This window comes from Chlorobium sp. N1, assembly GCF_004332115.1.
In the GTDB taxonomy this organism is placed as follows: Bacteria; Bacteroidota; Chlorobiia; order Chlorobiales; family Chlorobiaceae; genus Chlorobium.
The window spans coordinates 658,532-682,245 of record NZ_SJPA01000001.1; the positions used below are offsets into that span (position 1 = coordinate 658,532).

General features: G+C 63.8%; 22 protein-coding genes and 2 tRNA genes. 10 read left to right on the top strand and 14 right to left on the bottom strand.

Translation table 11 applies throughout. The features are described 5' to 3' along the window. Positions 1 to 4 precede the first annotated feature (4 nt). Entirely contained in the window at positions 5 to 1,165 is a 1,161-nt protein-coding gene (lpxB, locus tag E0L29_RS03005) for a lipid-A-disaccharide synthase (RefSeq protein WP_131354418.1), read from the bottom strand. A gap of 128 nt (positions 1,166 to 1,293) precedes the next feature. Here lpxB and E0L29_RS03010 point away from each other — a divergent pair, with 128 nt between their 5' ends. The 5 genes from E0L29_RS03010 (at position 1,294) to E0L29_RS03030 (ending at position 5,150) form a co-directional block, all read left to right on the top strand. Continuing rightward, positions 1,294 to 2,676, top strand: coding sequence for a phosphoglucomutase/phosphomannomutase family protein (locus E0L29_RS03010; protein ID WP_131354423.1), 1,383 nt, complete (start codon positions 1,294 to 1,296; stop codon positions 2,674 to 2,676). Between the two features lie 26 nt (positions 2,677 to 2,702). Beyond that, entirely contained in the window at positions 2,703 to 3,245 is a 543-nt protein-coding gene (locus tag E0L29_RS03015) for an RNA polymerase sigma factor (protein ID WP_131354426.1), read from the top strand. 70 nt (positions 3,246 to 3,315) lie between these two features. Continuing rightward, positions 3,316 to 3,720, top strand: a complete 405-nt coding sequence (locus tag E0L29_RS03020) for a hypothetical protein (protein WP_131354429.1) — start codon at positions 3,316 to 3,318, stop codon at positions 3,718 to 3,720. Between the two features lie 63 nt (positions 3,721 to 3,783). Next, complete coding sequence (locus E0L29_RS03025; RefSeq protein ID WP_131354432.1) at positions 3,784 to 4,299, top strand: periplasmic heavy metal sensor; 516 nt, start codon at positions 3,784 to 3,786, stop codon at positions 4,297 to 4,299. A gap of 29 nt (positions 4,300 to 4,328) precedes the next feature. Continuing rightward, on the top strand, positions 4,329 to 5,150 hold the full coding sequence (locus E0L29_RS03030; RefSeq protein ID WP_131354435.1) for a DUF4405 domain-containing protein: 822 nt from the start codon (positions 4,329 to 4,331) through the stop codon (positions 5,148 to 5,150). Between the two features lie 28 nt (positions 5,151 to 5,178). Here E0L29_RS03030 and E0L29_RS03035 read toward each other — a convergent pair whose 3' ends face one another. Both E0L29_RS03035 and E0L29_RS03040 read right to left on the bottom strand, forming a co-directional pair. Continuing rightward, the gene (locus E0L29_RS03035; protein WP_131354440.1) at positions 5,179 to 6,687 is read right to left on the bottom strand and encodes an oligosaccharide flippase family protein; all 1,509 of its coding nucleotides are present in this window, start codon (positions 6,685 to 6,687) and stop codon (positions 5,179 to 5,181) included. A gap of 20 nt (positions 6,688 to 6,707) precedes the next feature. Continuing rightward, the gene (locus E0L29_RS03040; RefSeq protein WP_131354443.1) at positions 6,708 to 7,061 is read right to left on the bottom strand and encodes a hypothetical protein; all 354 of its coding nucleotides are present in this window, start codon (positions 7,059 to 7,061) and stop codon (positions 6,708 to 6,710) included. A 115-nt stretch (positions 7,062 to 7,176) separates the two neighbouring features. Between E0L29_RS03040 and E0L29_RS03045 the strand changes: the two genes are divergently transcribed. Next, positions 7,177 to 8,166: a KpsF/GutQ family sugar-phosphate isomerase gene (locus E0L29_RS03045; RefSeq protein WP_131354447.1), complete on the top strand. Its 990-nt coding sequence runs from the start codon at positions 7,177 to 7,179 to the stop codon at positions 8,164 to 8,166. A 479-nt stretch (positions 8,167 to 8,645) separates the two neighbouring features. Here E0L29_RS03045 and sucD read toward each other — a convergent pair whose 3' ends face one another. Beyond that, a complete protein-coding gene (gene sucD / locus E0L29_RS03050) occupies positions 8,646 to 9,554 on the bottom strand; it encodes a succinate--CoA ligase subunit alpha (RefSeq protein ID WP_131354450.1) in 909 nt (302 codons plus the stop codon). A 14-nt stretch (positions 9,555 to 9,568) separates the two neighbouring features. Then, positions 9,569 to 11,026, bottom strand: a complete 1,458-nt coding sequence (gene gatA / locus E0L29_RS03055) for an Asp-tRNA(Asn)/Glu-tRNA(Gln) amidotransferase subunit GatA (RefSeq protein ID WP_131354453.1) — start codon at positions 11,024 to 11,026, stop codon at positions 9,569 to 9,571. 230 nt (positions 11,027 to 11,256) lie between these two features. Between gatA and E0L29_RS03060 the strand changes: the two genes are divergently transcribed. From E0L29_RS03060 to E0L29_RS03070, 3 genes are all read left to right on the top strand, one after another. Continuing rightward, the gene (locus tag E0L29_RS03060) at positions 11,257 to 12,132 is read left to right on the top strand and encodes an isoprenyl transferase (protein WP_131354456.1); all 876 of its coding nucleotides are present in this window, start codon (positions 11,257 to 11,259) and stop codon (positions 12,130 to 12,132) included. Further along, positions 12,129 to 14,591: an outer membrane protein assembly factor BamA gene (gene bamA / locus E0L29_RS03065; RefSeq protein ID WP_131354459.1), complete on the top strand. Its 2,463-nt coding sequence runs from the start codon at positions 12,129 to 12,131 to the stop codon at positions 14,589 to 14,591. Before E0L29_RS03060 ends, bamA begins: the two co-directional genes overlap by 4 nt. A gap of 182 nt (positions 14,592 to 14,773) precedes the next feature. Then, a complete protein-coding gene (locus E0L29_RS03070; protein ID WP_242664249.1) occupies positions 14,774 to 15,346 on the top strand; it encodes an outer membrane beta-barrel protein in 573 nt (190 codons plus the stop codon). Positions 15,347 to 15,433: 87 nt separating this feature from the next. Here E0L29_RS03070 and E0L29_RS03075 read toward each other — a convergent pair whose 3' ends face one another. The 9 genes from E0L29_RS03075 to rpsT form a co-directional block, all read right to left on the bottom strand. Next, positions 15,434 to 16,045: a bifunctional nuclease family protein gene (locus tag E0L29_RS03075; RefSeq protein ID WP_131354465.1), complete on the bottom strand. Its 612-nt coding sequence runs from the start codon at positions 16,043 to 16,045 to the stop codon at positions 15,434 to 15,436. A 62-nt stretch (positions 16,046 to 16,107) separates the two neighbouring features. Next, a complete protein-coding gene (locus E0L29_RS03080) occupies positions 16,108 to 17,052 on the bottom strand; it encodes an electron transfer flavoprotein subunit alpha/FixB family protein (protein ID WP_131354468.1) in 945 nt (314 codons plus the stop codon). Next, positions 17,052 to 17,798, bottom strand: a complete 747-nt coding sequence (locus tag E0L29_RS03085) for an electron transfer flavoprotein subunit beta/FixA family protein (RefSeq protein WP_131354471.1) — start codon at positions 17,796 to 17,798, stop codon at positions 17,052 to 17,054. The genes E0L29_RS03080 and E0L29_RS03085 overlap by 1 nt, the downstream gene beginning before the upstream one ends. A 75-nt stretch (positions 17,799 to 17,873) precedes the next feature. Next, a tRNA-Leu gene (locus E0L29_RS03090) sits at positions 17,874 to 17,955 on the bottom strand. A 33-nt stretch (positions 17,956 to 17,988) separates the two neighbouring features. Further along, a tRNA-Lys gene (locus E0L29_RS03095) sits at positions 17,989 to 18,061 on the bottom strand. A gap of 230 nt (positions 18,062 to 18,291) precedes the next feature. After that, the gene (gene rho / locus E0L29_RS03100) at positions 18,292 to 19,581 is read right to left on the bottom strand and encodes a transcription termination factor Rho (RefSeq protein WP_131354474.1); all 1,290 of its coding nucleotides are present in this window, start codon (positions 19,579 to 19,581) and stop codon (positions 18,292 to 18,294) included. A gap of 271 nt (positions 19,582 to 19,852) precedes the next feature. Beyond that, the gene (locus tag E0L29_RS03105; protein WP_131354477.1) at positions 19,853 to 21,166 is read right to left on the bottom strand and encodes a Mur ligase family protein; all 1,314 of its coding nucleotides are present in this window, start codon (positions 21,164 to 21,166) and stop codon (positions 19,853 to 19,855) included. Positions 21,167 to 21,175: 9 nt separating this feature from the next. Continuing rightward, positions 21,176 to 21,778 carry a Holliday junction branch migration protein RuvA gene (gene ruvA / locus E0L29_RS03110; protein WP_131354480.1) on the bottom strand — a complete coding sequence of 201 codons (603 nt, stop codon included), beginning with the start codon at positions 21,776 to 21,778 and terminating at the stop codon, positions 21,176 to 21,178. Between the two features lie 45 nt (positions 21,779 to 21,823). Continuing rightward, positions 21,824 to 22,102 (bottom strand): 30S ribosomal protein S20, encoded by a 279-nt coding sequence (gene rpsT / locus E0L29_RS03115; protein ID WP_131354483.1) that lies wholly within the window; start codon positions 22,100 to 22,102, stop codon positions 21,824 to 21,826. Between the two features lie 200 nt (positions 22,103 to 22,302). Between rpsT and glmM the strand changes: the two genes are divergently transcribed. After that, entirely contained in the window at positions 22,303 to 23,712 is a 1,410-nt protein-coding gene (glmM, locus tag E0L29_RS03120; protein ID WP_131354486.1) for a phosphoglucosamine mutase, read from the top strand. The last annotated feature ends 2 nt before the right edge of the window (positions 23,713 to 23,714 follow it).

The window sequence follows — 23,714 nt, forward strand, 5'->3', positions numbered from 1 at the left end:
GTTTTCAGTTCAAAAGATACCCTTCGAGCGCCCGGGCGACCGCTTCGGAAGGGGCCTCTGAGGCAAGACCCGCACGGGCCTCGAGCAGCTCCCTGCGCATGGCGGAGAGCGCTCCGGGGTCGCTGAGCAGGCGCGTGGCCTCGCGCGCTATCCCCTCCGGCGAGGCGGCGTCCTGGATGAGCTCCGGAACGGCCTGTTCCTTCGAGTGGAGACCCCTGGCGACGATATTGGCGAGCGAAATGCTCGTCAGCTTCACGAGGCGGCGACCGATCGCGTAGTTCAGCCGGCCGGTGCGGTAGACGACCACCATCGGCATGCCGAAACAGAGCGACTCGAGGGTCGCCGTACCGGAGGTGACGAGCCCGAGGTCGCTGTACTGCATCACCTCGTAGGCGCTGCACTCCACCACCCGCACCCCGTCATTGTCCCCGTCATTGTTCCAGAGAGCGTCGAAAAGCGCAGGGTCGAGCTGCGGAGCGCGCCCGAGCAGGAAGACCACGTTGCGGCTTTCGGCAAGCAGCGCTGCCGCGCCGGCCATCGAGGGAAAGATGTGCGAGAGCTCCTGGCGGCGGCTGCCGGGCAGGAGGCCGACGAGCTCGGTGCCCGCAGCGATTTCATGGCGGCGCATGAACTCCTCCTTCGGCGGGAGCGAGACGTCCCGGAGCTCCTCGACGACCGGGCTGCCGACGAACTCGGCCTCGACGCCGTGGCGGCGGAAAAACTCCACCTCGAAACGGAAGATCACCAGAAGGCGGTCGACGTAGCGCCGTATCGCCTCGACGCGGCGCTCCTTCCAGGCCCAGACCTGCGGGGAGATGTAGTAGACCACCGGAATGCCCTCCTCATGGAGAAAACGGGCAATCAGGAGGTTCATGCCAGGATAGTCGACAAGCAGGGCCGCGTCGGGCCGCTCGCGCCGTATCTCGGCCTTCAGCTCCCGGATGACCCGTTTGAGGAAGGGGGCGTGGCGGAGCACGTCGACGAAGCCCATGATGCTCATCCGGCGCGTATCGTAGAGCAGGCGGGCGCCGAGGGCGCGCAGCCGCTCTCCCCCGATGCCGAAGACCTCAGTTCCGGGGGCCCGCTGAAGAAGCCGCGAGACCGGTCCCGCCGCATGCAGGTCGCCGGAAACCTCGCCGGCAAGGACAAAAAGCTTCCCAGCCATCAGTTGCGACCGAAAGGAGAAGATTGCGGGAGATTCTGCGGGAACATTGTATGTACGGGGGGGAAACTGTATTTTGGGAAAGATTTTCCACGGTTTTTCCTTTCCCATTATATCAAAAACGATACAGAATGCAAGTCAAATTCGGCACGGACGGATGGAGGGCAATCATAGCAAAAGAATACACCTACGACAACCTCAAGCTCGCCGCACTTGCCAGCGCGAAGTACTTCCAGAACCACCCGCTGAAGGCCAAGGGGGTCTGCGTCGGCTATGACACCCGCTTCATGTCGAAGGAGTTCGCCCGCTACACCGCCGAGGTCTTCTCCTCCGTAGGGCTGAGGGTCTTCCTTGCAGACGGTTTCGTTTCCACGCCGGCCGTCTCGCTCTTCACGAAGTCGAAGGAGCTGGCCGGCGGCATCGTCATCACCGCATCGCACAACCCGGCCATCTACAACGGCTTCAAGGTCAAGGCCTCCTACGGCGGGCCGGCAAGCCCGGAGGTGATCGCAGAGATAGAGTCCTACCTCCCCTCGATCGATCCCTCGACCGAGATCCGCCCGGACGAGAAACTGATCGAGCCGGTCGACATGAAGGGCTTCTACATCGACTACCTCGCTTCGAAGGTCGACCTCCGCCTGATCCGCCAGACGCGCATGAAGATCGCCCACAACGCCATGTACGGCGCCGGGCAGGACGTTGTCAAGCGCCTCTTCGACGAGTCGATGGTCAACTGCTACCACTGCTCGGTGAACCCGGGCTTCGGCGGCATCAACCCCGAACCGATCCCGCCCTACATCGAGGAGTTCGTGGAGTTCTTCCGCGAGGTGGAGACCGACGTGGCCATCATCAACGACGGCGATGCCGACCGGATCGGCATGCTCGACGAGAACGGGGAGTTCGTCGACTCCCACAAGCTCTTCGCCATCATCCTCAAGAACCTCGTCGAGGAGAAGCAGCAGCGCGGCGAGGTGGCCAAGACCTTCGCGCTGACCGACGTCATCGACAGGATCTGCCAAAAGCACGACCTCGTGATGCACGAACTTCCGGTCGGCTTCAAGTACGTCAGCACCCTCATGGCCACGCGCGACATCCTCATCGGCGGCGAGGAGTCGGGCGGCATCGGCATCACCGCCTTCCTGCCGGAACGCGACGGCGTCTACATCGGCCTCTTCATCCTCGAGATGATGGCCCGCAAGGAGAAGACCCTCTCGCAGCTGGTCCAGGAGCTCTACGACGAGTACGGATTCTTCAGCTACCGCCGGCTCGACCTGCGCGTCAGCGAGCAGCGCAAGGCGGCCATCATCGAGAAGGCCTCGAAGGGCGACCTCCCCTCGATCGCCGGATTGCCGGTACTGAAGTTCAACGACCTCGACGGCTACAAGTACCACTTCGAGGGCGGATGGCTGCTCATCCGGCCGTCCGGCACGGAGCCGATCTTGAGGATCTACTGCGAAGCCGACTCGACGGAGAAGGTCGACAAGGTGCTCTCGTTCGCCTCGAAACTGGCCTGAAGAGGGCCCGAACGCCGAAATGAGCGATGACACCGCAGGATGAACAGTTCAAAAGGATCGTCGCCGAACACCAGGACATGGTGGTCGGCACCTGCTACCGGTTCGTCTTCAACCGCGAGGATGCCGAGGACATCGCCCAGGAGGTCTTCGTGGAGGTCTACCGTTCGCTCGACCGGTTCCGCGAGGAGTCGAAGCTCTCGACCTGGATCTACCGCATCGCCGTCACCAAGTCGCTCGACCACCTCCGGCGGCTGAAGCGCAAGAAGCGTTTCAGCTCGCTGAAACGGATGATCGGGGCGGAGGACCCCACCGTGAACATCGCCGCCCCCGCGAAGGAGACCCCCGAGGAGGCGCTCGAGGACACCGAACGGGTGCAGGTGCTGCAGGAGGCGCTCCAGTCGCTGCCCGACAGCCAGAAGACGGCGTTCCTGCTCAGCAAGCAGGACGGCTACAGCAACCAGGAGATCGCAGAGATCATGCAGACCTCGGTCTCGGCGGTGGAGTCGCTGGTGCATCGGGCGAAGAAGAAGCTGCAGGAACTGCTCGAGGAGTATTACCGGCGGCACTGAGCGGGAAAACCCGGGCCGCACAAGTTTTTACGAAACCTGTCGTCAAATACTGTAAACAACCCCTGAAACGATGAGCCGTACAAGCCATAACGACATGCACGCCAGAGAGGAAGCACGAAAGACGATGGAGATCCTGGAGAGGATGGGAGGCATAGAGGCCCACCACCTGTTCCGGGCGCGACTGAACGAACGCATCGAGCGCGATTCGGCCACAGGAGCCCTCGGCCGGACCGGCGCCCCTAGAGCGGCGAACTACCGGCTCGCCTTCATGCTGCTGCTCATCCTCATCAACCTCGGCTCGGCGCTCGTCGTGCTCATCCAGAACGCCGGGGACTCCACGCCCGCCATCAGCGAGATGCTCTCAAGCTTCGGCGACGACTACTCCAGCTCGACCTTCGCCTACTACCAGGACCAGCCGGTCCCCGACGCCCCGGCGGAGACGGAAGCGGCTCCGGCCGACCTGCAGGCCCGATGAGGAAACGCTGGCAAAGCCGACCCCAACCGCAACCGGCACCGACAACATGACTGCCCACATGCCATGAACTTCCTGACCACGAAACGGCTCGTCACCACGGCCCTCATACTCCTCGTCATCCTGAACGTCACCCTGCTCGGGGTGCTCTGGTGGCAGAACACCCGCAAGCCCGAACCCGGTCCGGTGAGGGTGACGCGCGAGGTAAGCCGCCAGGTCTTCTTCCAGCTCCCGCTCTCCCTGACAAGCGAGCAGGCCCGCTCCTTCCAGGAGCTCCGCCGCGAGCATTTCCGGAAGGTATGGCCCGAAATGAAGGCCATCGCCTCGCTGAAAGAGCAGCTGGTCGAAGAGTCCTTCAGCCAGACCCCCGACACCCTCAAGATCTCCGCGCTGGCCACGGAACTCGGCCGTCGCCACGCCCTCGTCGAGAACGCGCTCGCCAGCCACTTCCACGAACTCGCCGCAGTCTGCACCCCCGCCCAGCGCGATTCGCTCAAGGCCATGCTCCGCCAGCTCTCGTCGCGCAAGTTCGTCACGCACCAGGAGCGCTGGCGCGAAACCACAGAGGGCCGGGAGCCATAGCGCCGGCCTGAACCAACAAACACCCCACCATGAAAAAAGCCGTCAACTGGAGGATCTTCATCAGCCTCGGCCTCGTCACCTCCTTCCTCATGCTCCTCGTCTCGGGAGTCGTGCTCTTCATCGCCCCTCCCGGCAGGGTGGCCAACTGGAGCGGCTGGCAGATCCTCGGACTCACCAAAAGCGCCTGGCAGGACCAGCACACCCTCTTCGGCCTCGCGTTCGCCGTGCTCTCGATCTTCCACCTCTTCCTCATCAACTGGAAAGCCTTCCTCAGCTACATCAAGGCCAGGGCGTCAAAGGGGCTCAGCCACCCGCTGGAGCTCTCCCTGATCCTGCTTCTCACCCTCCTCGTCGGCGTCGGCACCGCACTGAAGATGCAGCCGTTCTCCGGCATCACCGCGCTCGGCGACCAGCTGAAGAACGGATGGGAAAGCACTGCCGCCGAACCGCCGGTCCCCCATGCCGAGGCGATGACGCTCAAAGAGCTCGCCGAGCAGCCCTCGGTTCCGATGAGCGCCGAAGAGATACTCGAAACCCTCCGCAACGCCGGGCTCGACGCCAGATCCACGAATGAGACCCTCGGCCAGATCTCGAAGCGCGCCGGCATGACGGCGGCCGAAGCCTACCGGCTCATCCGGCCGGCCAAACAGGAGATCGGCAAGGAAGGGTTCGGGCGCAGGACGCTCGAAGCCCTAGCGGAAGAGGGAGGCGTCGCGCCGGAATCGCTCCGGCTCGCCCTCGAAGCCAAGGGCGTCAGCTCGAAAGCGGACGAGAGCATGCGCTCGATTGCCGAATCGAACGGCATCGCCGTTTCGGAGCTCCGCCGGATGGTGGAGGAGATCCTGCGCTGAAGAAACCTCCGGGGGCCGACTCCGGCCCTCAGCGGCCCCGCGCCAGCCGGCCCCGGAGTTTGCGGAGGACGAGCGCCGACTCCTCTCGGAACAAGAACGCCGCAACCAGCAGGTAGCCGGCAAGCAGCGCACCCTTGAGTGCCGCATCGGCCGGCAACACCCCGGGAACCGTCCCGGCCCACCCGGCGCCGACACCCGCCAGAAGAAGGACCAGCAGCTTCTCCCAGTCGTAGCGGACCGGATAGGCGCGCAGCGAGAAGTAGGCCATCATGGCGCTCATCACCACCGTGCCGGCGACAATCGCCCAGGCCGCGCCCTCCATCCCCGAAAGGGGAATCAGCCACCAGCAGAAAAAGCCCGTCACCGCCGCGCCGGCGAAGGTCACCGCCGGAAGGTAGCGGGTCGTGCCGGTGATGAGGATGCCGGCCGAAAGGTTGGTCGAAACCATGTCGAAGACGTAGCTGAGGAAGATCCACGGCAATACCGAAAGACCGATCCAGTAGCCGGGCGGCAGGAGGTAGAGCCTCCCTCCGTAGTGATGGCGCACGAGGTCCGGCACGAAGAAGGTGGCGGCGAGTGCGATGAACATGGTGAGCACGGTCGAAATGCTCAGCACGTGGCGGAAGAGCCGCTTGGCGTCGGGATCGGCGGAGTGCTGGAGGAAGAAGGGCTGCCAGGCGAAGCGGAACACCTGGATCAGGAGCTGCAGCACCACCCCGAAGGCCGCCACCCGGCCGTAGATGCCGACCACGTCAGAGGCCTCGAACCCGCTGCCGTAGATGCGCTCGATGTCGGAAGCGGGCATGCGGATGAGGATGTTGCGGTCGACGAGGTGGATGAGGAGGCCGGCGATGCCGGTAGGCACGTAGGGCAGGCCGATTTTGAGCATCTCGCGGAGCTCGGCGAAGGAGAAGGCGGCCTTCAGGCGTCGGAGCACCGGAAGGAGCATCGCGAGGGTCAGGAGGGAGCCGAGGATGTTGGCGAAAAACGCCCCTGAAAGTCCCTGCCGGAGCGGACCGAGCAGGACGAAAGCGCTCGCGACCACCATGAGAACGCCCGAAATGCGCGCCACGGCGAATCGAACCGCCTGGCGCTTGAGCCGCAGCTCGGCGAAGGGGATCACAAGCAGGGTGTCGATCCAGAGGATCAGGGCCGCGTAGCGGATGAAGGGCTGCTCGCCGGGCGAAAGCCCGATCATGGTCGAGACCTGCGGCGCGAGCAGGAACAGCAGCGCGGTGAAAAGGGTCGAGGTGAAAAGGAGCGAGATGAACGCCGTCGAGAAGAGTCCCCGCTCGTCCCGCCCTTCGCGCATGGCGTCGGAGGCGCTCTTCAGGTAGGAGGTCTCCAGTCCGTAGGAGAAGAGGACGTTGGCGATGGCGATGTTGGCGTAGACCAGCGTCTGGATGCCGTTGTCGAAGGTGGATAGCTGGTTGGCGTAGAGCGGAACCAGCAGGTAGTTGAGGCTGCGGGCGAGGATGGTGCTCGTCCCGTAGATGACGGTGTCCTTGAAGAGGAGCTTGAGCTTCGAAAAGAGCATCGGCGCTGACCCGTCGGAAACTATGCCTGCCCTGAAACGTCCGGCTTCCGGGCTTCATCGCCGGTGCCGTTCTGGGACTCGCGGCGGCGGCGCACCTCCTCCTCGTCGATCTGGAACCGCCCGTCCTTCTCCTTGACGGGGATCTTGGAGATCACCTCTCGCAGGTGGGCCTGGGCCTCCTGCTGCTGCTTTTTGAGCTTGTCGAGCTCCGTTCCGCTGAGCCCGATCGGGTTGTCGGGGTCGATGAGGGTCGACTTCAGGGACTCGATCTCGAGCGACTGTTCCCTTTTCATGTAGCCCACGAACTTGCGGAGCAGGAAGATGAAGAAGAAGAACACCAGCAGCGAAAAGACCATGATGGGGATCCAGCTCATAATCGGAACGGGAATGAGTGATGAAGGAAACGGAAGTTATTGCAATGTAGCCGATATTCCTTTTTATTGAAAGGACAACCGGACTCTTTTCAGCGAACCCCCACCCGAAAACACGATGGAGAGAACGCCCTCCCCCGACACCCTCCACCCGCTCACCCTGAAGGGAAAGAACATCCTCCTGCAGGAGGCCGAAGCCATCCGCACCATGGCCGAACGGCTTGAGGGCAGCTTCGCCGAGGCCGTCGGCCTCCTTGCCGGCTGCCGGGGCAAGATCATCATCTCCGGGATGGGCAAGTCCGGCATCATCGGCCAGAAGATGGCCGCCACCATGAGCTCGACCGGCTCGACCGCCGTCTTCCTCCACCCCGCCGAAGCGGCCCACGGAGACCTCGGCATCGTGCAGAAAGAGGACGTCGTCATCGGCCTCTCCAAAAGCGGCACCACCGAGGAGCTCAACTTCATCATCCCCCCGCTGCGCCAGATCGGAGTGAAGATCATCGCCATGACCGGCAGCCGGCGCTCCTTCCTCGGCGAGAACGCCGACATCGTGCTCGACACCGGAATCTCGGAAGAGGCCTGCCCCTACGACCTGGCGCCGACGACCTCGACGACCGCCATGCTCGCCATGGGCGACGCCCTTGCCATCGCGCTGATGGAGGAGAAACGGTTCACCCAGCGCGACTTCGCCCTCAGCCACCCCAAAGGCGCGCTCGGACGGCGCCTCACCGTCAGGGTCCGCGACATCATGGCCAAGGAGGATGCGGTGCCGGTGGTGGAGGAGAGCGCGACCCTCGCCGAACTGATCCTCGAAATGACCGCAAAGCGCTACGGCGTCAGCGCCGTCGTCGACAAGGATGGGCGACTGAAAGGGATCTTCACCGACGGCGACCTCCGCCGCCTCGTCCAGAAGGGCGGAGAGTATCTCTCGCTCAGGGCCGGGGAGGTCATGACCCCGGAACCGAAAACGGCCGGAAGCGACATGCTCGCCAAGGAGTGCCTCGACGTGCTCGAGACCTGGCGCATCACGCAGCTCATGGTCTGCGACAACGACGGCCGGCCCGTCGGAATCATCCACCTGCACGACCTGCTCACCCTCGGGCTCTGAAGCCGGAAGAACGAAACACCTCTTCCCCCCCACTGCCCTGAAACAGCGACCCCCGCCTCAGCGGGGAGGACGCTCGACCATCATGGGCCCACCCCCGGAACGGCTCCCGGCTCTCCCCAACACACTCCTTCGAATCCATGCTTTCGATGACCGGAACAAGGAATGCCGCCATTTCTGCAATAACGTCCGGCAAACCACCACAGGGCATGCTCGGCTTTGACTTTTTCACAAAGGCCATCCACGGTGTCGTTTTCTCTGAATCCAGATAAAACGACGCCGTAACCCTTCCGATTCAATATCAGCGGCTCGAATCATCCCCCGGTTTCTGGTCGGATCGAGTGCCTCCTCCTGCCTGCTCATACATCGAATGATGAGGATTTGCAAAAGACTATCGAACAAAAGACAAGACCGGTGCCTTCGCCATAAACAGCGAACCCCCGCCGAGGCGGGGGTTCTTCTCTCTTATGCTGCAGTCCCTGTCAGGATGCCGAGCGGCCGAGGGCCTTCAGCATCGCCTCGCCCATCTCGCCCGGGCTGTCGACGACATGGATGCCGGCGGCCTGCATCGCCTTGATCTTCTCTTCGGCGGTACCCTTGCCGCCGGAGACGATGGCGCCGGCATGTCCCATCCTGCGGCCGGGAGGTGCCGTTCGGCCGGCGATGAAGCCGACGACCGGCTTCTTGAAATACTTTTTAATGTACTCGGCAGCCTCCTCCTCGGCGCTGCCGCCGATCTCGCCGATCATGATGAGACCCTCGGTCTCGTCGTCCTTGGCGAACATCTTCACGGCGTCGATGAAGCGGGTGCCGATGATGGGGTCGCCGCCGATGCCGATGCAGGTCGACTGGCCGAGCCCGACCTGGGTGAGCTGGTGGACGGCCTCGTAGGTCAGGGTGCCGCTGCGGGAGATGACGCCGATCGAGCCCTTCTTGTGGATGAAGCCCGGCATGATGCCGATCTTGGCCTCGCCGGGGGTGATGACGCCCGGGCAGTTCGGCCCGACGAGCACCGCGCCCTTCTCCTGGACGAACGCGTAAGCCTTCATCATGTCGTTGACCGGGATGCCCTCGGTGATGCAGATGATCACCTTCAGCCCGGCGTCGGCGGCCTCCATGATGGCGTCGGCGGCGAAGGCTGCCGGCACGAAGATCACGGTGGCGTTGGCCTCGGCCTTCAGGACAGCCTCCCTGACGGTGTTGAAGACCGGAACGGGGCGGCAGAACTTGTCGCGGTCGTTGCCGTTGTACATCACCCCGCCCTTGCCGGGGGTGACGCCGGCGACGACGTTGGTGCCGTACTCGAGGATCTGCGAAGTATGGAAGGTCCCCTCGCCGCCGGTGATGCCCTGGACGACCAGGCGGGTATCCTTATTGACCAGTACGCTCATAGTATTAAGGTTGTTTAGTGGTTGCTGATGGCTGGTTTGCGTGAGGACTCCGGGCGCTCGAGATGGCGCGCGATGCCGAGCATCCGGCCCTCCTCGAAGAAATTGCTGATCAGGTGGATGCCGACCGGCAGGCCGGTGCTGTCGTAGCCGACCGGAACGCTGAGGGCGGGCATGCCGACGATGCTGGCCGGAACCGTATAGACGTCGGCCAGGTACATCTCGAGCGGATCGGCCGTCTTGTCGCCGATGCCGAAGGGGGGGAAGGGCGAGGTGGGGCCGGCGATGACGTCGACCTTCCCGAGCGCCTCCCGATAGCGGTCCTGGAAGACGCGGCGCACCTGCTGCGCCTTCTTGTAGTAGGTGTCGTAGTAGCCGGCGGAGAGCACGTAGGTGCCGAGCATGATGCGGCGCTTGACCTCCGCTCCGAACCCTTCGGTGCGGGACTTGACGTACATCGAGCTGAGGTCGTCGGCCGCAGCGGAGCGGTAGCCGTAACGGGCGCCGTCGAAGCGGGCGAGGTTGCTCGAGGCCTCGGCGGTGACGAGGATGTAGTAGGCGGCGATGGCGTAGTCGCTGTTGGGGAGCTTGATGTCTATGAGCTCGGCGCCGCGCTCGCGGAGCGATTCGAGCCGCTCGCGGACGATGTTGGCCACGTCGGGATTGAGCCCCTCGTTGAAGAACTCTTCGGGCACGCCGACCCGCAGCCCCTCGAGCGAGAGGGCGTCCATCTCCTCACCGTAGGAGGCGACCGGGTGCGAGGATGAGGTGGCGTCCCGGGGGTCGACACCCGCCAGCACCCCGAGCACGAGGGCCGCGTCCCGGCAGTTCAGCGAGAGCACGCCGATCTGGTCGAACGAGGAGGCGAAGGCCACGAGGCCGTAGCGCGAGATGCGGCCGTAGGTCGGCTTGAGACCGACGATGTCGCAGAACCCTGCCGGCTGGCGGACCGATCCGCCGGTGTCGGAACCGAGGGCCACCATGCAGAGGCCTGCGGCCACGGCCGCCGCCGATCCGCCGGAGCTGCCGCCCGGAACGCGGGTGCTGTCGAAGGGGTTCGGCACGGGACCGAACGCGGAGTTCTCGTTCGAGCTGCCCATGGCGAACTCGTCCATGTTGGTCTTGCCGAGGAAGATGGCGTCCTCCGACTCGAGGCGCTGGACGGCCGTGGCGTCGTAGACGCTCTCGTAGTTCTCGAGCATTTTCGAGGCGCAGGTGAGCCGGACGCCCTTCATCGAGATGTTGTCCTTGATGGCCATCGGAAGGCCGAAAAGGCGGCCGGGGGCGGCGCCTCCGGCAAGCTTCAGGTCGAGCTGGCGGGCCCGTTCCATCGCTTCCTCGGCGAACACCGTGATGTATATGTTGTCGCCCTCATGGCTCCGGATGCGCTCGAGATACCCGGCGGTGACCGCTTCGCACGTGGTCTTGCCGCTGAGCAGGCTGGAGCGGAGGTCTGCGTAACTACTGAATTGCACGGCTCTTCTGGATTGTTATTTGGTGGACGGCCCGGGGCAGCGGGACACGCAGGTCGGGCCCCGATAACCCTTCAAAACTGCAGGGGGTCCGATTGGCTGTAAGGTTTGTATAATAACAAATAGATCCATATTATTCAATTTGAACCGTTTTGAAGATCGATCGAAAGAGAACGCTGTCTAACGCCGGAAAAACGGGCAACAGGAATACCGATACGGAGCACACGAAACACATGGCCCTGATAAAGAAACTGGACCAATCCGCCATGAAAAAAGGGCACTGGTTCACCGGGGATATCGAAACCGAAGACGTCAGGGCGCAGAGAGAGCTGAAGTCCACGTGCGAGCTCCCCTCGCACATCGCCATCATCATGGACGGCAACGGCCGCTGGGCGCGCCTGAAAGGCAAGACCCGCGTCGAGGGCCATGCCGCCGGCGTCAACTCGGTACGCGACGTGGTGGAGGCCTCGGCCCAGCTCGGAATCGGCTACCTCACGCTCTTCACCTTCTCCACCGAAAACTGGAAGCGCCCCGAAAAAGAGGTCTCCGCCCTCATGCAGCTGATCGTGCGCATCCTCGCCCGCGAGACCCGCGCCCTGCACGACAACAACATCCGGCTGAACGTCATCGGCAACACCGCCCTCCTGCCGGAGAAGGTCCGCACGGTGCTCGAGCACACGATCGAGCTCACGAAGAACAACAGCGCGCTCGTGCTGAACATCGCGCTCAGCTACAGCGGCAAGTGGGACATAGCACAGGCCTGCAAAACCATTGCCGAAGAGGTGAAGGCGGGAGTCCTCGATCCCGACGACGTCACCGAAAAGCTCATAGAATCGCGGCTTTCGACCGCCTCCATCCCCGACCCGGAGCTCATCATCCGCACCAGCGGCGAGTTCCGCATCAGCAACTTCATGATCTGGCAGAGCGCCTATTCCGAAATCTATTTCACCAACACCTACTGGCCCGACTTCCGCCGCACCCAGCTCTACGACGCCATCCGCGACTACCAGGGCAGGGAGCGCCGCTTCGGCCAGACCAGCGATCAGGTCCGCAAAGCCGATACACCCGGAACCCAAGCATTAACCCGTCTGAACGAGAACGCTCGATGAACATCCCGAACAAACCAGCCCTCACCCTTCTGCTCGCAGCACTCCTCGCATCCCCGTCGAAAGGGGCCGAAGCCCTTGCGGCGCCGGCAACCGCCGCGCAGCCGCAGGAGGAACTCTTCACCGTCGCCTCCATCTCGTTCAGCGGCCTGCAGGCGCTCAAGGAGGAGGACCTCAAGGGCAGCCTCCCCCTGAAAGAGGGCCAGCGCATCCCGATTCCCGGCCCGGAACTCTCCGGCGCCATGCAGTACCTCTGGAACCTCGGCTACTTCAGCGACATCACGATCGAGCGCCAGGACCTCGGCGGACGCAGGATCGCACTCAAGTTCAGGGTCGGCGAGCTCCCGGTGCTCGACGCCGTCGCCTTCAGGGGAAACAAGAAGATCAAGACGGAGGAACTGGAAAAGACCGCAACCCTCCCGCTCACGAAGACCGTGACCGAGCAGGAGCTCGTCACCGCGGCGAACAAGATCGAGAAGCTGTACGCCGGCAAGGGCTACCTCACCGCAGGTGCAGAGTTCAAGCTCCAGAAGTCCGAAAAAACGAACCACGTCACCGCGCTCTTCACCATCAGCGAAGGAAAGAAAGTCTCTATCGAGAAGATCACCTTCCACGGCAACAAGGCCTTCGACCAGGGCAAACTGCGCGGCGTCCTGAAGGAGACCCACCAGAACTCCTGGTGGCGGAGAATCTTCGGCAGCCCGAAACTCGACCGGGACAAGCTGCAGGAGGACAAGGACCTGCTCGTGGAGTTCTACCGCAACAACGGCTACCGCGACGCCCGCATCCTGCGCCACGAGGTCTCCTACACGAAGAACAACAAGGGGCTCCTGCTCGACCTCTACCTCTATGAAGGTCCCGAGTACCACATCCGCAACATCACCTGGACCGGCAACTCGAAGGACTTCGCGACCACGGAGATCCTGAACGCAACCTTCGCCATCAAGAAAGGCGACCTCTACAACGCCAAGCGGATCCAGGAAAGGCTCAACTACTCTGAGGACAACACCGACGTCAGCTCCCTCTACCTCGACCGCGGCTACCTCGCCTACCGGGCAAAGCTGCAGGAGCAGGTGGTGCAGCCCGACTCGATAGACCTTCTGATCAACATCGAAGAGGGCGGACAGTTCCAGCTCGACAGGATCGGCATCAAGGGCAACACCAAAACGAAGGACCATGTCATCCGCCGCGAGCTCCACACCGTACCTGGCGACATGTTCAGCCGCAAGAACGTCGTGCGCAGCGTCCGCGAGCTCAACATGCTCAACTACTTCAACCCGGAGACCCTGCAGCCCGACATCGATCCGCATCCTGAAACGAGCACCGTCGACCTCACCTACAACGTCGAAGAGAAGCAGACCGACACCTTCAACGCCTCCGTCGGGTACAGCGATGCCGGCTTCACCGGCGGCCTCGGCGTAACCTTCAACAACTTCTCGCTCGAGGACATTTTCAAGGCCGAGGCCTACAAGCCCATCCCGCATGGCGACGGCCAGAAACTCGGATTCCAGTGGCAGTTCGGCAGCGACGAGTACCGGACCCTCTCGCTCAACTTCACCGAGCCCTGGGCGTTCGACACCCCGACATCGGTCGGATTCTCTGCCTTTACGAGCCACCGCTCCTACGACTACACCGACGACGGGGAATACAACCCGAAACCGGTCGACCAGTACGGCACGACCCTCTCCGTCGGCAAGCGCCTCAGCTGGCCCGACGACTACTTCTCCGTCAACTGGCGCCTGAAGTACCTGCACAGCGAAGGCGAGTTCCTCACCTTCATCGACAGCAGCGCGCCCCAGACGTCCGACGAGTACTCCGTCACCCAGACCATCACGCGCAACAGCATCGACAACCCGATCTATCCGCGCAACGGCAGCAAGAACTGGATCTCTGCGCAGCTCGCCGGCGGCATCCTGCCCGGCACCGTCGACTTCTACAAGTTTACCGGCAGTTCCAGCTGGTATGTGCCGCTCAACCGCAAGTTCGTCCTGAACCTCTCGACCCAGCACGGCTACCTCGGAACGTTCTCCAGCAGCGACTACATTCCCTACACCGAGTACTTCTACATGGGCGGCAGCGGCATGTCATCGCTCCCGACCGTGGCGTTGCGCGGCTACGACGACCGCAGCCTCGGCACGAAACTCGGAGACGACTCGACCTCGGAACTCTACGGCGGAAAGATCTACTCGAAGTTCACCACCGAGGTCCGCTACCCGCTGACGCTCTCCTCCTCGGCCAGCGTCTACGCCCTCGTCTTCGCCGAGGCCGGCGACATCTGGATGAACGGCTCCGAGGTCGACTTCAGCAGCCTCAAGAAGTCCGCGGGCCTCGGACTGCGGCTGTTCCTCCCGATCATCGGCCAGGTCGGCATCGACTACGGCTACGGCTTCGACAAACCGCACCTGGACGCCGACAAGACCGGCTGGAACTTCCTCTTCAGCTTCGGCACCGGCATGGAATAAGCCGACGCCCTACAGCACCACCCGAGCCGGCCCGTTGTGGCCGGCTTTTTTATTCCCCGCAATCCTCGAATAGGCTTTGCCTCTACGCCAATTTTATATACATTATATATATGAATCCCCATTTCATGTAGTTCATGCATACATAACCGAAAAAGACGGACAACCACAAAATGACAACTACCATGAAAAAGAACATCGCGATCCTGGCTGCGGGGCTGGCATTTACGGGCTTTGCAGCTTCCCCGGCAATGGCGGCGGACCACTACATCAGCGGCAACGCCGGCATCTCCTGGATGAACGACATCGACGACGCCCCGAACACCGCCGACAACCTCGTCATGGACGGCGGCTACATCGTGCTCGGTGCGCTCGGTTGCGACTACGGCGACTACCGGCTCGAACTCGAGGGCGGCTACCAGCAGAGCGACGTCGACTTCTACAACACCAATGCTTCGGGCGGAGAGGTCCAGATCTACTCGCTGCTCGCCAACGGCTACTACGACATCGATGCCGGCGGGTTCGAGCCCTATGTGACGGCAGGCGTCGGCGTCGCCCAGATCAAGCTCCACGACATCGGCGCGACGAGCAGCAACGAGAACGCACTGGCCTACCAGATCGGTGCCGGCGTAGCCGTACCGGTCGGTGGCAGCGTGATGATCGACGCCCGCTACCGCTACTTCTCGACGATGGAGTTCCTGAACGATTCTCAGGCCGGTACGCACAGCGTCCTGCTCGGTCTGCGCGTCGGACTCTGAGCCGCATCGTTCAGAATTGGGCGCACCCAAGAAAAAAGGAGGCATCTGCCTCCTTTTTTTATTATGACAACCCTGTTCGGCGCTCCCTCAGGAGCTGCTCCTGAGGCGTGAGATCTCATCACGCAGCCTGGCGGCCTCCTCGTAGTTCTCGCTCTGTACCGCCTCGGCAAGCGCCGACTGCAGCTCTTCGAGCTTCGCACCGGGCCCCGGAGGGGGTAATGGCGCCTCGAGTTCCTCGATACCACCCTCTTCGGACACGAACTCCGAGGCAGCCTCATCCTCTTCCTTCTGCTCCTCCTTTATGCCCGCCTCGGCCATGATCTCCTCACTCACATACACCGGAGCGCCGAAGCGGACCGCAATGGCGATGGCGTCGCTCGGGCGTGCGTCGATCTCCTGGACTATGCCGTTGACCTCGCAGACCACCTTCGCGTAGAAGGTTTCGTTATGAAGTTCGTCGATGAAGATTTCGTTGACGTGCAGGTCGAAGGCGTCTGCCACGTTTTTGAACAGGTCGTGGGTGAAAGGCCGCGGAGGCTTGATGTTCTCGAGCTTCAGGGCGATGGCCTGCGCCTCGAACCCGCCGATGATGATCGGAAGCCGGCGGCTGCCCTCGAGTTCGTAGAGGATGAGGGCGTAGGCGCCGTTCGCATGCGGGCTTGTCGACAGCCCGAGTATGTCTACCTGTACTTTGTCCATATGGCGGTCTCTCTGCAGGGAATTGCGTTCACAGTCTCAACGTCAATGTACTCTTAATCATTTCATTTCCGCAACTCCCGCACCGCTTCGATGAAGGCGGGAAGGGCCGTGTGGAGATCGGCCACGAAACCGTAGTCGGCCACAGCGAAAATCGGAGCATGGGGATCGGTGTTGATGGCGACCACCGTGCCGGCGCGGGCGATGCCGGCGAGGTGCTGCACCGCACCGGAGACGCCGCAGGCGATGTAGAGGTCCGCAGAGACGGAGCGGCCGGTCTGGCCGACCTGCTCCGCATGCGGGCGCCACCCCAGGTCGACGGCCGCACGGCTGGCGCCGACCGCCCCGCCGAGGAGCGAGGCGAGTTCCTCGAGCAGCCGGAACCCTTCAGCCCCCCCGACGCCCCTGCCGCCGGCAACGACGACCCGGGCCTCGCCGACGTCCGCCAGGCCGACCCGCATCACCAGCTCGCGGAGGACGGGCCCGGGATCAGCTCCTGCGGAAACGGGAAGTTCCACGACACGCATCGGCTCCCCCCCGCCTCGCTCCTGCCGGCCGGCGGAGGAAGCGACGCTGTGGATGCGGATCTCGGCATCTGGGCGGAACCCGGCCAGGGCCGCGCCGGAATAGACCGGTCGCAGGCAGCCATCAGGTCCGCCGCACCCACCGAGGAGAGCGGCCCGAAGCCGGACACTGAGAAGGGGTGCGAGGTCGGCGGAGAGGGCCCCCTCGGCGAAATACACCTCGGCGGCGCCTTCCCGGCGCACGGCCTCTTCAACGAGTGCGGCGTAAGGCTCCCGGCCGTAGAGGCCGAGCGACGGGTCGGCGGCGTGGTAGAGGGTGCCGGCGGCGGCGGGGAGCATCCCCTCATCGACAGGGCCGGCGAGCACGGCCGCAATGGGACCCTCGCCCCGGAGACCGGCCATCTCCCGGACACGGGACAGGAGGTCGAGCGAAGCGTCCTTCAGCCGGCCTTCGCGCTGTTCGAGGAAGACGAGATGGCGTCCCATTAAAGTACCTCCCCTTTCCGGAGCAGGCGCACCAGCTCCCGGACGTCCCCGGCCATGCGGCACTCCTTGTGCCGCTCTGCCGGCCGGAGGGATTCGAGCGACACCCTCGGCTCCGGAACGTCCCGGGCAGAAAGCACCTCGACGGGTTTCTTCCGGGCCTCCATGACCCCCTTCATGCTGGTCTTGCGCGGCGTGTTCAGCCCCTTCTCCGCCGAGAGCAGGATCGGAAGCCGCGCCTCGAAGCGCTCGAGCCCCCCCTCGATCTCGCGCTCGAGCCGGAGCGTGCCGTCCGGCGCCGCCTCGAGCTTCGTCACCCCGCTGAGGGAAGGAACTCCGAGAAGGGTGGCAAGCATGCCCGGCACCTCGCCGCTCCTGAAATCGGTCGACTCCCTGCCGCACAGGACAAGCTCCGGCACCGCCTCCCCGTAGACCGCCCTGAAGGCCTCCCGAAGAATGGAGGCGGTCTGCCACGGATCGCAGGACTCCGGGCCCTCGACGATGACGAGCCGGTCCGCTCCCATGGCGAGAGCCTTCTGGAGAAGCGGCTTCTTCGAGGCGGGAGCGACGCTGAAGACCCGAACCGTGGCGTCCCCCTGGCGCTCGCGCATGAGCAGCGCCTCCTCGAGGGCGTATTCGTCGTAGGGGTTGAGGACCTCGCTGATCCTGGACGTGTCGAGCGCTCCGTCCCGGAAACCGATGACGGACGCGGTATCCGGCACAAGCGTGACGCAGACGGCTATCTCCATGGAAATCCCGTGTTGAAATGGTTGCGGTAAGGGTGGAAAGCAGAAAAGCCGCTCTGAAAGCGGCTTTTCGTTGTGTGCCCGAGAGGAGATTCGAACTCCTACACCTTTCGGCGCTACCCCCTCAAGATAGTGTGTCTACCAATTCCACCACTCGGGCACGTAAAAATCAATGATCTGCAAGGAACATCAGTGAGAATAGAAGGGCTCGAACCTTCGACCCTCTGCTTAAAAGGCAGATGCTCTACCAACTGAGCTATATTCTCAACCTGTACGATCGCTCAGCGACAACACCCGAACTTACTTGTTCTGGTAACGCAGACGCTTCTTGTGACGATTCTTACGGCGCATCTTTTTACGCTTGTGGACCGCCATCTTATGTCTTTTTCTCTTTTTTCCGCAGGGCATGTAGTAACCTTTCCTCTTGTTTTAAAGGCTGATAATATAGGAACATTTTTCTAAACCAAAAACAGAAAATGCAAAAAATCTCTAAACATCATCGATTCATGTACTTGAAGAACTCCTTGTTGTCCTTCGTGTCGGAGAGTTTCTCGCGCATGAACTCCATGCACTCGATCGGATTCTTCTCGGCGAGGTACTTGCGGAGCAGCCAGGTGCGCGAGAGCTCCTCCTGGCTGAAGAGCAGCTCCTCCTTGCGCGTTCCGGAACGGAGGATGTCGATGGCCGGGAAGATGCGCCGCTCGCTGAGCCGGCGGTCGAGCACGAGTTCCATGTTGCCGGTGCCCTTGAACTCCTCGAAGATGACGTCGTCCATGCGCGAGCCGGTGTCGACGAGCGCCGTGGCGATGATGGTGAGGCTTCCCCCCTCCTCGATGTTGCGGGCCGCGCCGAAGAACCGCTTCGGCTTGGTCAGCGCGTTGGCGTCGATACCGCCCGAGAGGATCTTGCCGGAGTGCGGGATGATGGTGTTGTGGGCGCGGGCGAGGCGGGTGATCGAGTCGAGCAGGATCACGACGTCGCGTCCGACCTCGACGAGACGCTTGGCCTTCTCCATGACCATGTCGGCCACCTGGACGTGGCGCTCGGGGTCCTCGTCGAAGGTGGAGCTGACCACCTCGGCCTCGACGCTGCGGGCCATGTCGGTGACCTCCTCGGGGCGCTCGTCGATGAGCAGCACGATGAGGTAGACCTCGGGGTGGTTCTTGATGATGGCGTTGGCCACCATCTGCAGCAGCATGGTCTTGCCGGTCTTGGGCTGTGCGACGATGAGTCCGCGCTGGCCCTTGCCGATCGGGGTGAAGATGTCCATGATGCGCCCGCAGTACTCGTTCTGCTTGGTCTCGAGCTTCAGCCGCTCATGGGGGAAGAGCGGCGTGAGGTTCTCGAAGAAGGGCCGCTCGCGCGTGATTTCCGGCTCGGCGCCGTCGATGGTGTTGATTTTGAGCAGCGCGAAGAACCGCTCGCCCTCCTTCGGGGCCCTCACCTGGCCGCAGACCGTGTCGCCGGTCCGCATGCTGAAGCGCTTGATCTGGGAGGGAGAGACGTAGATGTCGTCGGGAGAGGAGAGGTAGTTGTAGTTCGGGGAGCGGAGAAACCCGTAGCCTTCGGGGATCACCTGCAGGACGCCGGTATTGACCATGACGTTGCCGCTTTCGGGATCGGAGCTCTTCTGCGACTGCGCCTCGATGATCTTGAAGATCAGCTCCTCCTTGCGGAGCCCTGCGGCCGAGACGCCGATCTCCTTGGCCATGGCGTTCAGCTCGTAAACCTTCTTCTTCTGGAGCATGTTGATGTCCAGACTTTTGGCGACGGGATTGTTCGACATTGTACGGTGTGCTTGTGTTAAGCGCCTCTTGGAGCGCCTTCTATTGTATGACGGTGAGGACAAGGGAAGATCCGGTACCCGAATGCGGCACAGAACACGCCAAAGAGCGGCATGGAGCGGAGATGTACGGGGAGCGGATGTATTGGCAATGGGATAGTGTCGTGAAGAGGACCCTTTCGGCTGCTGGAGCCGGAACTGAAACCAACGAATTCGTTATAACGGCGGATCCTACTTAAATATACAACTTTTTAGCTCGTTAAAAAAAAACGGTTCACTCCTCCCCCGCCCTGCCGCCGCCGAAGGCGCCCGACTCGAGCAGCGCGCCGGCGAGGTAGAACGACCCGGTAACGAGGATGAGGGTATCGGGAGCGGCCTGTCGCCGGAGGGCCGAGAGCGCCCCGGCCGGCGTATCGAACGCCCGGGCTTCGGCCCCGAGCGAGCGGCAGAGTTCGGCAAGCTCACGGGAGGAGACGCCGCGTTCCGTCGGCAGGTCCGCCACGGCGAACCGGCGGCCGAGGCGCATGAGCTCACGCAGCATCGCGGCGCCGTCCTTGTCGGAAGCGAGCCCGAAGAGCGGCAGCACCTCGCCGTACCTTTCCGCGAAGGGCAGGAGCGCGTCCACGGTCGCGCGCATCCCCTCGGCGTTGTGCGAGACGTCGAGCAGGATGTCGGGCCTGCGGCCGATGAGCTCCAGGCGCGCGCGGTAACCGGTGGAGAGCAGCCGGTCGAGCCCGAGGCGCACCGCATCCTCCCCGACCCCCGCGTCGAGGGCGAGAGCCACGGCCGCCGCAACGCCCGCGGCGTGGAAGGCGCCGGTAAGCGGAGCGCGGAGCCCGCCGAAGCGCCCGCCTGCGGTGACGACGTCGAGCTCGAGAAGGCCCGGCTCCGCATGCACCGCCTCGGCAAAGAAGTCGCGGTTGAAGGCCTGCAGCGCCGAGCCACAGGCCGCAGCCGCATCGCGCAGGGCGGGGAAGGACTCTGCGGCGGCCGCTCCCCCGTCGGGATCGATGGAGGTGAAGACCTTCGAACGGGGCTTGATGATGGCCGCCTTCTCGGCTGCGATGGCGCCGATGGTGGTGCCGAGCCACTCCGTATGGTCGAGGCCGATGCCGGTGAGGAGCGCGTAGTCGGAGCGCACCACGTTCGTCGCGTCGAGCCGCCCGCCCATCCCGGTCTCGATGACCGAAACCTCGACCCCGCTGTCGGCGAACCAGCAGAGGGCGATGGCGGTCGTCACCTCGAAAAAGGTCGAGTGCAGCCGGAGGGCCGCCTCCTTCAGCACGGTCGCGTAGCGGGCGACCTCATCCTCGCCGATGGGGCGCCCGTCGATGCGCATCCGCTCGGTGAAGTCGACGAGGTGGGGGGAGGTGTAGAGCGCGGTCTTTCTGCCTGAGGCCGTGAAGATGGAAGCGACGGCCGAGGCCGCAGTCCCCTTGCCGTTCGTGCCGGCAACGTGCACCACCTTACCGAGCCGGTGCTCCGGGGAACCGGCAGCTTCAAGGAGGAGGCGCACCCGTTCGAGCCCCGGCTTGATGCCGAAGCGGTGGAGGGGAAAGAGGAAATCGAGCGTTTCCTGGTAGGTCACGGCTGTGTGCTAACGGTTATGCATGGCGCCGAGCGCCGATTTCAGGATCTCCTCGACGCTGCCGTCCGGGTTCGAGCGGAGCTCGGTCGAAACGGCCGCTTCGGCCGCGGCTTTCGAGAAACCGAGCGTGACGAGGGCCGAGGTGGCGTCATCGCGGGTTCCGGCCGCCTGCACGCCGGCAGGGACCGAGGCCGCAGCCCCGGGCGAGAGTTTCAGGATACGGTCGCGCAGCTCGAGGATGATGCGGGCGGCCGTCTTGCGCCCGACGCCCGTCACGCCGAAAAGGCGATCGGGGGCGTTCGAGAGGATCGCCTCATGGACCTCCCCCACGGGGAGCGCGGAAAGCACCGCCAGGGCGAGCTTCGGCCCGACGCCGGAGACGAGGAGCAGGAGGCGGAAGAGCTGCTTCTCCTCTTCGCTTGAAAAACCGTAGAGCTGGAGGGCGTCTTCCCGGACGGAAAGATGCGTGTAGAGGACGGCTTCGCCGCCCGCGGCGGGAAGGGTGCGGGCCGTACCGCCGGAGATGAGGAACCGGTAGGCAATGCCCGACACCTCGAGAACCGCTTCTTCAGGCAGGACCGAAACGACCCTGCCGCGGAAATATGCGTACATGGAAGAGAGTGGAAGCCCGGCCCCGGGGAAGGGGCCGGACGCGGGTTACTTTGCCTCGGCCTCGTAGCCGTTGAAGAGGCGCGTAAGCTGCGACTTCTTGCGCGACGCCTTGTTGGCGTGGATGTAGTTCTTGACGCCCAGGCGGTCGAGCTTCTGGACGGCGGAACGGTATGCGCTCTCGACCTCGGACTTGTCAGCACGGGCCTCGATGAGCTTCTGCATGTTCTTGATCAGGGTCTTCAGCTCTTTTTTGCGAGCCCTGTTCCTGGCGTTCCTTCTTTCCGACTGGCGGAGTCTTTTTTCAGCCGACTTGTGTAAAGGCATAAATCGATCGCTCTTTATGAGAATTAGTGGTATCCAAACCCGGGTGTCGCTTGAGGCGCCGGCCGGAGCCGACCTCAAGAACAAAGGGCATGTAATATACGGGAAGCACTCAAAAAATCAAAAACCCATCCCCTCTTTTTTCTTATATTAGGGCCGAATCCCCGAAAAACGCCCCCGAGGGGGCCAAGCACCTTCCCGTCATGAGCCTCATGATCAGCGTTTCCGGCATCCGGGGCGTGGTCGGCGAAAGCCTCACCCCCGCGAACCTCACGGCGTTCTCGACCGCCTTCGCCCGCTGGGTGCTAGCCGAGCGGGAGCGCAGCGGCGGCGAAGGCCGGGCCCGGATCGTCGTCGGGCGCGACACCCGCCCGACCGGCAGCGCCGTCAGCGCCCTCGTCCGGGGCGCGCTCATGCTCTCCGGCTGCGACGTCCTGGACATCGGCGTGGCCACCACCCCGACGGTGGAGCTTGCCGTCACGGAGGAAGCGGCCGACGGGGGGCTCATCATCACCGCCTCGCACAACCCGGTGCAGTGGAACGCCCTGAAGATGCTCAACCGCCGCGGCGAGTTCCTCGACGCCCGGGAGGTCGAGGAGCTGCTCCAGCTCGCCGGCGAGGAGCCGGCAGCCAGCGCCCGCTGGAACGAGGTGGGCTCGGCCTCGGAAAGCCGCCGCCACGACGCCCTGCATATCGACAGGATCCTCGCCCTCCCCTTCGTCGACCCCTCCGCCATCCGGGAGGAGGGGTTCAGGGTGCTCGTCGACTGCGTCGAGGGAGCCGGGGCGACCATCATGCCGGAGCTCTGCCGGCAGCTCGGCATCCGGGAGATCGTGCCCGTCGCCTGCGGCGGCAGCGGCATCTTCCCGCGCAACCCCGAGCCGATCGAGGAGAACCTGCAGGAGACCATCCTGGCCGTGAAGGCCGCCGGCGCCGACTTCGCGCTCGTCGTCGATCCCGACGTCGACCGGCTCGCCCTCATCAGCGAGGACGGCACGCTCTTCGGCGAGGAGTACACGCTCGTCGCCTGCGCCGACTTCTACCTCAAGCACAACCCCGGACCGGTGGCCAACAACCTCTCGAGCAGCCGCGCGCTTCGCGACATCGCAGCCCGCTACGGCATGGAATGCTTCAGCGGGAAGGTCGGCGAGGCCAACGTCACCGAAGTCATGAAGGAGCAGGGTGCGGTCATCGGCGGAGAGGGCAACGGCGGGGTCATCCTCCCCGAACTCCACTACGGCCGCGACGCCCTCGTCGCCACGGCGATCTTCGTGCAGGCCTTCGCCGCCTGGAGGAAAAGCCACCCCGGAGGGGGGCTCTCGGCGTTCCGCCGGGAGTTCCCGGACTACGAGATGTCGAAGCAGAAGGCGGAGCTCGGGGCCGGCGGCCGCGAAACACTCCCCGCGCTCTTCGAGAAAGTCCGCGCGATGCACCCCGAGGCAGAGGCCGACACCAGGGACGGCCTGAAGCTCGACTTCAGCCGGAGCTGGGTGCACCTGCGCCCCTCGAACACGGAGCCGATCGTGCGCATCTACTCCGAAGCCCCCACGAAAGAGGAGGCCGAGGCACTCGCCTCGTCGGTCCGCCACGTCCTGGAAGCGGCACATGGGTAGGG